General features: G+C 40.6%; 1 protein-coding gene. It reads left to right on the top strand.

The window, feature by feature from the left end; all coding sequences use genetic code 11:
* The first annotated feature begins 182 nt into the window (after nt 1-182).
* Complete coding sequence (locus tag DW800_RS19475; RefSeq protein WP_117680962.1) at nt 183-1,400, top strand: transposase; 1,218 nt, start codon at nt 183-185, stop codon at nt 1,398-1,400.
* Nucleotides 1,401-1,418: the final 18 nt, after the last annotated feature.

The raw sequence follows: 1,418 nt of genomic DNA, 5'->3' as shown, positions 1-1,418 counted from the left end.
CAATAGTCCGTTAAATTTTTCGTAGGAACACAAGGTTAGAAGCAAGCCACAGAAAGTATCGCGAATAAGATAGGACGTAACAAATAGAAAACAAATGATTTATGTAACAAGATATAACATCTAAAAATCGGCTATCTTGCTGATTTTCAGTAACTTTATAAGTGAAAAACAAACATAAAGTTATGCTGATAACCAACTTGATAAGCCGATATATGGAGCTCTGCAAAGCAGCATTTTTATTCTGTGGTGGGGCGAAGTTAAACAAAAGTATCCAATCAAACATCATGGAGATGCTATTTCTTTTGATGGTAATACCTAGGAAAGTGAATTTTACCCAAATGGGACGCTATGGTAAACGTGGTGAACAATGTTATAGGCAGACCGCCGAACGTAGCGTTGACTGGCTTGAGATGAACATGTGGCTAAGCGCTTACGCTTTCAAAAAAGGAAAGGGACGCAATGCTATAGCCATTGACCCAAGCTACATCAAAAAGTCTGGCAAGTGTACTCCGTACATGGGTTTGTTTTGGTCAGGGTGTGCAGGTGCTGTCAAGAGAGGTCTTGAGATTCTTGGAATAGGTGTTATCGATGTTGACCTACACGAATGCATGATGTTAAAGGCCATACAAACAACATTAGCCAAGGACAAAGAGAATAACGACATGAGTCTATACGATTGGTATGCCAAGGCATTATCAGACAACAAACAAATACTACAACGTATTACAAATGTTCTTGTCGCAGACTCTGCATTTTCAAAGAAGCCATTTATAGACAATATGCTTGGAATAGGTTTTAATGTGGTAAGCCGTCTTCGGCATGATGCTGCATTGTATTATCTGTGGGAAGGCGATCCTACAGGCAAACCCGGGCGTCCACGTGTAAAAGGTGAGAAGATAGACTTCAAAAACATAGACAAATCCAAGGTTGCGATACTTGACACGGACGAGTCTAATGGACAAGTGTATGCCTTGAAAGCATGGTGCAAGTCCCTACATCGAAAAATATCACTTGTCATACACATTTTGCCAAAGGGCGGACATCGGTTGTATTTCTCTACAGATGAAAGCATGAGCGGACGTGATGTCATGGAGTATTACTGTACACGCTTTCAGATTGAGTTCTGTTTCCGTGACGCAAAACAGTTTGTAGGGCTTACTGACTCTCAGGCGCGTGACACGAGAAAACTTGATTTTGCGTTCAACTCCTCATTTACAGCCGTGAATGTTGCGAAAATAATGTGCAGTGAATACAATCTCTCTATCGGGAGGCTTAAAGCTCTGATTATCAACGCATACTACGCCCAAAGAATTATTGACGTGTTCGAGAATAACCCGAACACGCAATTAAATCATGAGATAGTGAATGAAATATTTGGATTCGCTGCTGATGCAGCATGAAATTTAACGAAGTATTGT

It is taken from the genome of Bacteroides sp. AM32-11AC (assembly GCF_003603515.1).
Lineage (GTDB): Bacteria > Bacteroidota > Bacteroidia > Bacteroidales > Bacteroidaceae > Bacteroides > Bacteroides uniformis.
Note: the sequence above shows the minus strand (reverse complement) of the source record. Positions and strands in the feature narration are given on the sequence as shown.

Excerpts from the sequence above, each read along its gene's own strand:
- DW800_RS19475 (WP_117680962.1), top strand. The coding sequence starts at position 183 with ATGCTGATAACCAACTTGATAAGCCGATATATGGAGCTCTGCAAAGCA.